At 35.6% G+C, this 7,519-nt stretch carries 2 protein-coding genes; both read left to right on the forward strand.

Going from position 1 to position 7,519, the window contains the following annotated elements; translation table 11 throughout:
• Positions 1-149 precede the first annotated feature (149 nt).
• On the forward strand, positions 150-2,711 hold the full coding sequence (gene clpB, locus OZD62_RS01065; RefSeq protein ID WP_274979359.1) for an ATP-dependent chaperone ClpB: 2,562 nt from the start codon (positions 150-152) through the stop codon (positions 2,709-2,711).
• Between the two features lie 27 nt (positions 2,712-2,738).
• The gene (locus OZD62_RS01070; protein ID WP_275019252.1) at positions 2,739-7,463 is read left to right on the forward strand and encodes an NAD-glutamate dehydrogenase; all 4,725 of its coding nucleotides are present in this window, start codon (positions 2,739-2,741) and stop codon (positions 7,461-7,463) included.
• The last annotated feature ends 56 nt before the right edge of the window (positions 7,464-7,519 follow it).

Below are 7,519 nucleotides of genomic sequence, written 5' to 3' on the forward strand. Positions count from 1 at the left end.
TCTTGAGATACAAGATATTTGTATGGTTACTATGATAGTTCCTTTTTTAAGAAAGTTTTAAATTTCATACCTAACAATAAACAACTTTAGGTTTAAATTTATGAAATCAGTTGTTATATACATCAGCAAATACGAATTTAACTGGTGTTATGGACTTAAATAAATTTACCGAAAAAGCAAAAAGTCTAATTCAAAGTGCTCAAATGAAAGCGTTGGGAGCTGGGCATCAGATTTTTATGCCTGAGCATTTACTAAAAGTGATGCTTGAAGATGAATCAGGTTTAGTTCAGGATTTGATAAACGCTTGTGGTGGAAATGTGCAGAGTATTTCCGATGCTGTGGATAGTGCAATAAAAAAGTTGCCAGTAATTGAAGGTCCAGGAAGTGGTGGCCTTCAACTTTCAAGAGAAATAGCAAAAGTTTTTGAAGATTCAATTGGTATTGCAAAGAGAAATAAAGATTCATTTGTTGCTGTCGAGCGTTTACTGCAGGGCCTCACTGCACAAAAAGATGATACTGTAGGCAAAATTCTGGCAGAGAATGGTGTGACTCCACAAAAACTGAACTCAGTTGTTGCAGAAATGAGAAAGGGCAGCAGTGCGGACTCGCCAAACAGTGAGGAAAAATTAAATGCGGCAAAGAAATATACAAAAGATGTTACAGAGCTTGCTATGCAAGGAAAGCTTGATCCTGTAATTGGTCGTGATGAAGAGATCAGAAGAACTATGCAGGTATCACTGAGGCGGACAAAAAATAATCCAGTGCTGATCGGTGAACCTGGTGTTGGAAAAACTGCAATAGTTGAGGGGCTTGCAAATAGAATTGTTGCAAACGATGTACCACTTGGTTTGCATGATGCAAAGGTCTTAGCTTTGGATCTTGGAGCACTAATTGCTGGCACTAAGTTTAGAGGAGAATTTGAAGAAAGGTTAAAAGCAGTTATTAATGAGCTTTCGAGAGCGGAGGGAAAAGTTATCTTGTTTATAGATGAGCTTCATACTTTAGTTGGAGCAGGAGCAACAAGTGGTGCAATGGATGCCTCGAATCTGCTGAAGCCTGCTCTTGCGCGTGGAGAAATTCGCTGTATAGGAGCCACAACTTTAGATGAATATCGTCAGCATATAGAAAAAGATCCTGCACTTGCAAGGCGTTTTCAGCCTGTGTTTATCTCTCAACCAACTGAAACTGATACCATTTCAATACTCAGGGGTTTGAAGGAAAGATATGAGGTGCATCATGGTATAAGAATTACAGACGGTGCAATAATTGCTGCTGCAACGTTATCCAATAGATATATAACAGATAGGTTTTTACCTGATAAAGCAATTGATTTGATTGATGAAGCAGCAAGTAGGGTGAGAATTGAAATGGATAGCAAGCCTGAAGTTATTGATGAACTTGAGAGAAAGGTTATACAGCTAAAGATTGAAGCAGAGGCTCTAAAAAAAGAAAGTGATGAAAATTCTAAACAGCGTTTAAAAAAGATAAATGAAGAGATCGAAAATCTAAACAGTAAATTTGCTGACTTGAACAGCAAATGGCAGATGGAAAAGAATAAAATAGCTAGAATACAAGAAACAGCCGAAAAATTAGATAACGCTAGAAAAGAGTTGGAATTAGTTCAGCGTAGTGGGAATTTGGGAAGGGCAGGAGAGCTGATGTATGGTGTGATCCCTCAGCTTGAGAATGAATTAAAAAATCAGGAAAAGGTTACTGATAGTTTCTTAAAGAAAGAAGTGACTGGAGATGATATTGCAAACATTGTTTCAAAGTGGACGGGAATTCCAGTTGATAATATGATGCATAGTGAAAAGGAAAAACTCCTTAACATGGAGAATGAAATAGGAAGAAGAGTAATAGGGCAGAAAGATGCAATAGAAGCGATAAGTAATGCAGTTAGGCGCTCCCGCTCTGGGGTGCAAGATACCAATAAGCCTTTTGGTTCATTTTTATTTTTAGGTCCAACTGGAGTTGGTAAAACCGAACTTGCGAAAGCCTTAGCTGAATTTCTGTTTGACGATCAATCAGCGCTTTTGCGTTTTGATATGTCAGAATATATGGAAAAACATTCTGTTTCAAAGTTAATTGGCGCGCCTCCAGGGTATGTTAGCTATGAACAAGGTGGCAGATTAACTGAAGCGGTAAGAAGAAGGCCATATCAGGTTATTCTGTTTGATGAAATCGAGAAAGCAAATCCAGATATATTTAATCTATTGCTGCAAATCTTGGATGAGGGTAGACTCACTGATAGTCATGGTAAATTAATTGATTTTCGCAACACCATACTGATTTTAACTTCTAACCTTGGCGCTGAGATAATGCTAAAAGGGAATGTTGATTCTGTAAGAAATGAAGTGATGCAAATAGTTAAATCAGCATTTCGTCCAGAATTTTTAAACAGGCTGGATGAAATTATTATATTCCACAGTTTAACCAGAGATGACATCTATAAAATTATAGATGTTCAATTTTCTTATTTACAAAAAACACTTGCTAAGCGTAAACTGAGTATAAGTTTGTTGCAGGAAGCTAAAGAACTAATAGCACAAACTGGCTATGACCCTGAATATGGAGCAAGGCCCTTAAAAAGGGTTATACAAGAGTGTATTCAAAATAATTTAGCTAAATTAGTTTTATCAGGGGAAGTAGTAGAAAATGATGAGCTAATAGTGTACGCTCTTGATAATGAAATCTTAGTTAAAAAGGTTTAAGTTCACTGTGTATTTTTGTTAAAAAAAATGTGTATAGATCATAATGTTGACACTGAGTCTTTATTTAAGTTAGCTGATCAAGAAAATCAGCAAGATAAAGAAAAAATTAAAAAATTTATTAAGTATTTTTATAGTTTTGTTTATAAAAGCGACCTAAAAGCCAATGATAAGTTTTTGCTATATATTGTAAACGATGCTTACAATTTTGTTTCTCAAAAAGAGAAAGATGAAAGTAAGTTAGTAGTAAGCAATATAGATGATATACCAGGAATAGAAGGCGATTTTACCACGATTAAGATAACAAACGATGATATGCCATTTTTGGTTGACTCCGTTATTGCAACTATTAAGTCGCACGATTTAACCATATGCTATTACAGCAACAGCATAATTAACATTAAAAGAAAAGAGGGCCTAATAGACGAGATTTACTCTTTGGAAGAAAGCAATGGAGTCAAAGAGTCAGTCATATATGTAATTATCAAAGGTATAAGTGACAGCTTTGTTGATACATTAAAAGAATCTCTACAGAAAACGCTGAAAGCGGTTAATTGCGTTGTGAAAGATTGGCACTTAATGCTCAAGAAACTTGATGAGGCAAGTCTTTCTGTCATCCCAGCTGGGATCCAGGAAAAGGACACGTGGATTCCAGTGTCACGCACTGGAATGACACCAGACCGAAATCAAGAGCAAAAAGATTTTCTAGTTTGGTTAAAGAATAATAACTTCGTATTTCTAGGTTATCAAGAATATATTGCTGGTAAAGATGAAAAACTCGTCTGTGACAGCAAAAAGGACCTTGGCCTGATGAGAGTAGGTCAAAGTACGTTGATTCCTTCTGCAAACCTTGATTCCCTATACATATTGAGATCAGATCTAATCTCAATAGTCCATCGGCGTACATACATGAATTGTATAGGAGTAAAAGAATTTGATGACCAGGGTAATGTGGTAAAGGAACGGCGTTTTTTCGGGCTATTTACTTCTGTAGCGGAGGTCCAAGATATTAGAACTATTCCAATAATAAGAGATAAAGTTAAAGTTATAGAAAAAAATGCAGGGTTTGTAACCGGGGGCCACAATAACAAAGCTTTGATTTCTATTTTGCAAGTGTTCTCTTGTGATGAATTATTCCAATCAAATGAAGACGAATTATTTAAAATTTGCATTTCGATCATGTCTCTTGCGATTAGGCCAAGGGTCAGATTATTTTTAAGAAGAGTCGGGGATTTTATTAGTTGCATAGTGCTGATACCGATGCGTTATGCTAGCGCTAGGCTAATGTTCAAGATACGTGACATATTGAAGGATGAGACAAGTGCAGGAAGTTCAGATATTTATAACAATCACATTATCAATGAATATGATTTGATGAAATTGCATGTAGTGCTAAAGACCAAAAATGCTAGCGTTCTTGATGATGAAGTTTTGCGTATCGAAAACAAATTAAGAAACATTACAGAAAAGTGGGAAGATCGTTTTATAGACAATTTATACAATACTTTTAGCACTGTTGAGGATATATTCATCCGTTATTGCAAGGCATTTCCAATAAGCTATCAAGAGAGTTTCGAACCTCATGACGCATATTACGATATGAAAAAATTGGAGATAGTGAGGAAGAAAGGAATTAGCGAGGTCGATTTAAGACTTACTCGTGATAATCTTAATTATCAATTAAAGGTTTATACTCCAAACAATGGAGGCCTTGAATTATCGAAGATATTAAGGATCACTAAGAATTTGGGAGCTAAAATTCTATCTCATAATGGCTATTACATAGAAATTAACGGTGGAATATGGATACACCATTTTGTGTTGTCAAGAGTCGATGAATTAATAGACAACATTACTCTAAAAGAGCAATTTGAAATAACACTTGCGAAAGTGTTTAGCAAGGAAATTAAAAATGACTATTTCAATAGTTTGATCATTATTGCTGGGCTCAAGTGGAAAGAAGTGCTTCTGGTTAGAGCGTTAAGTGCTTACCTAAAGCAGACGTCATTTAACTACAATCCAGAATATATCCAAAAGGTAGTCTCAGAGCATCCAAAAATAGTAAAGTATTTGATACAACTATTTCATGCAAGATTTGATCCTAACATAGACATTGATAGAGCAGAAACTACGGACATTGTCAGAGAAAAAATTGAGGAACTTCTAAAAGAGATCAGCAATGTTTCACATGATTACGTTTTGTGCTCGATATTTAACTTGATAATGGCTATTTTAAGGACCAGTTATTATCAAGACGATAAACCATATTTATCTACAAAATTTGACTCAAGTAAAATAAATGGTTTACCTGATCCTCGTCCGTATCGTGAATTGTATATTTATTCAAACCTTTTTGAGGGAATACATCTAAGAGGAGGGAAATTAGCCCGTGGTGGCTTAAGGTGGTCGGATAGGACGGAAGATTTTCGCACTGAAGTTTTGGGGCTCATGAAAGCTCAGATGACAAAAAATGCGGTTATTGTCCCTGTTGGTGCAAAGGGTGGGTTTGTAATAAAGCAAGCTTATAAAGATAAGAATATTTTAAGAGAGAAAAGTGTTGAGTGCTATAAGAGTTTTATCAGAGGAATGCTTGATATTACTGATAACGTGGTTGATGGTAAAATAATTCCACCAGAGAATGTGATTAGGTATGATGAAGATGATCCATATCTCGTGGTTGCTGCTGATAAAGGAACTGCTTCATTTTCTGATTATGCCAACCAGATAGCCTCTGAATATAACTTTTGGCTTGGCGATGCATTTGCATCTGGTGGATCAGTAGGTTACGACCATAAGAAAATGGGTATTACAGCAAGAGGTGCATGGATTGCAGCACAGAGGCATTTTTGGAAAATGAATAAGGATATTTACCAGGATGCAACTGTTATTGGAATTGGGGATATGGCTGGCGATCTATTTGGAAACGGTATGCTGCTTTCAAAAAATATACATTTAATCGGCGCATTTAACCATATGCATATTTTTATTGATCCAAATCCTGATGCAGAAAAGAGTTTCACAGAACGTAAACGTCTCTTTAAGTTACCATTTTCAACCTGGATGGATTATAACAAAGATTTGATCTCTCAGGGTGGCGGGGTATTTGAGCGTAGCAGCAAGCAAGTAAATCTTTCTCAAGAAATGAAAAAATGCTTTGACATAACGGAAGATACGTTATCTCCAAGTGATTTGATTAGATATCTACTCAAAGCAGAAGTGGACTTCATATGGAACGGAGGAATCGGCACGTTTGTTAAGGCAAAGAGTGAAAGTCATAGCATGGTCGGTGACAAAGCAAACGATGAATTAAGAGTAAACGGTAAGGATATTAGAGCTTCTATGTTTATAGAGGGTGGAAATCTTGGTTGTACACAGCTTGGGAGAATAGAATATGCTGAAAGAGGTGGATATATCAATGCAGATTTTGTTGATAATTCAGCCGGAGTGATATGTTCGGACCTTGAAGTTAACATTAAGATTGCATTTGTTTCAGCTATGAAAGCAGGGGGTATTTCTTTAGAAAAAAGGAATGAAATACTGGCAAGTATGGTGGATGAAGTTGCATCCAAGGTGCTTGAGAACCACAACAGAATTGAAACAAAAGCATTACTTCTTGAGTGTTTGCAAGCTAAAGAGAGATTGGAGCAGGACCACAGGTTACTGCTCAGTTTAGAAAAATCTGGGCTGTTAAACCGAAGCGTAGAATTTCTTCCAGCTGACGAAGAGGTAGCAAGGATGTTAACCGGTGCAGAAGGTTTCAGTTCTCCTCAGCTTTCTATTCTAATATCTTATGCTAGAACAGCAATAAAAAATAAAATTATACATTCCGATCTGCCTGAAAAAGATCTTATATCTAATGACTACTTGCTAGGTTATTTTCCTAAAAAGATGTCAACAGAGTTTAAGGATTTCATATTAAAACACCAACTTCGTAGAGAAATTATCTCCACTTGCATTGCAAATGATGTTGTAAATAGGATGGGCTGTATATTTATTAATAATTTAGTTGAGAATACTGGAATTAAGGTACACGAAGCAGTTAACATATATATCGTTGTTAACCACCTATATGATTTAAATAACCTGTGGCAGAAAATTGATGAATTGGATGGAAAAATTGATATTAACTCATACTTGCAAATAGTGAGAAATGTGCAGAAATTTATTGGCAGAGTATCGTTTTGGTTAGTAAAAAATCTTAGCTTTGTAGAATTGGATGATGTTACAAAATTTAAAGATGCAATTGAAACTTTAGGCCATGATGTTTTAGATGAACACCTGTTAAAGGTCTATAATCATGGATACACTTCTTTAGTGGAACTTAATATAGATAAAGATCTAGCAAAAAAAATTGCTGACCTGTGCGTTCTTACTTATGCACTGGATATTATATCTGTTGCTGAACAGACATCTTTGTCCATTCTTGATGCTGGTAAAATATACTTTGAGTTAAAGTCGCTGTTAAGATTCGATCTGATTAGGACAATTGCCATCAAGATGAAAAGCCGCTCTTCTTATTGGGATCGCAGCTTAGTTAATGATTTATTGGACGATTTAAGCAATTACCATCACAAGCTAGCTGTTAAAGTCATAAAAGCTACTGATAACCCTGAAGATAAGGTTCAAACCTGGGCTTGTAATGATAAGGACTACATAGAACGTTATAATAGTTTTTTAGATGAGATGGTTGCTTCTAAACTTGATTTAAGCAAATTAATATTTATAATCAGAAGGATTAAAGTACTTGCTTCATAGGAAAATGTTCAATATAGGTCTTTCAGAAATTTTAGTTGTAGCTTTAGTGAGCATAA

Source organism: Wolbachia endosymbiont of Drosophila seguyi, from assembly GCF_028981765.1.
GTDB lineage: Bacteria > Pseudomonadota > Alphaproteobacteria > Rickettsiales > Anaplasmataceae > Wolbachia > Wolbachia pipientis.

What these genes read in the sequence shown, in the direction of transcription:
- OZD62_RS01070 (WP_275019252.1), top strand. Translation starts at nt 2,739, where the DNA reads ATGTGTATAGATCATAATGTTGACACTGAGTCTTTATTTAAGTTAGCT.
- clpB (WP_274979359.1), top strand. Translation starts at nt 150, where the DNA reads ATGGACTTAAATAAATTTACCGAAAAAGCAAAAAGTCTAATTCAAAGT.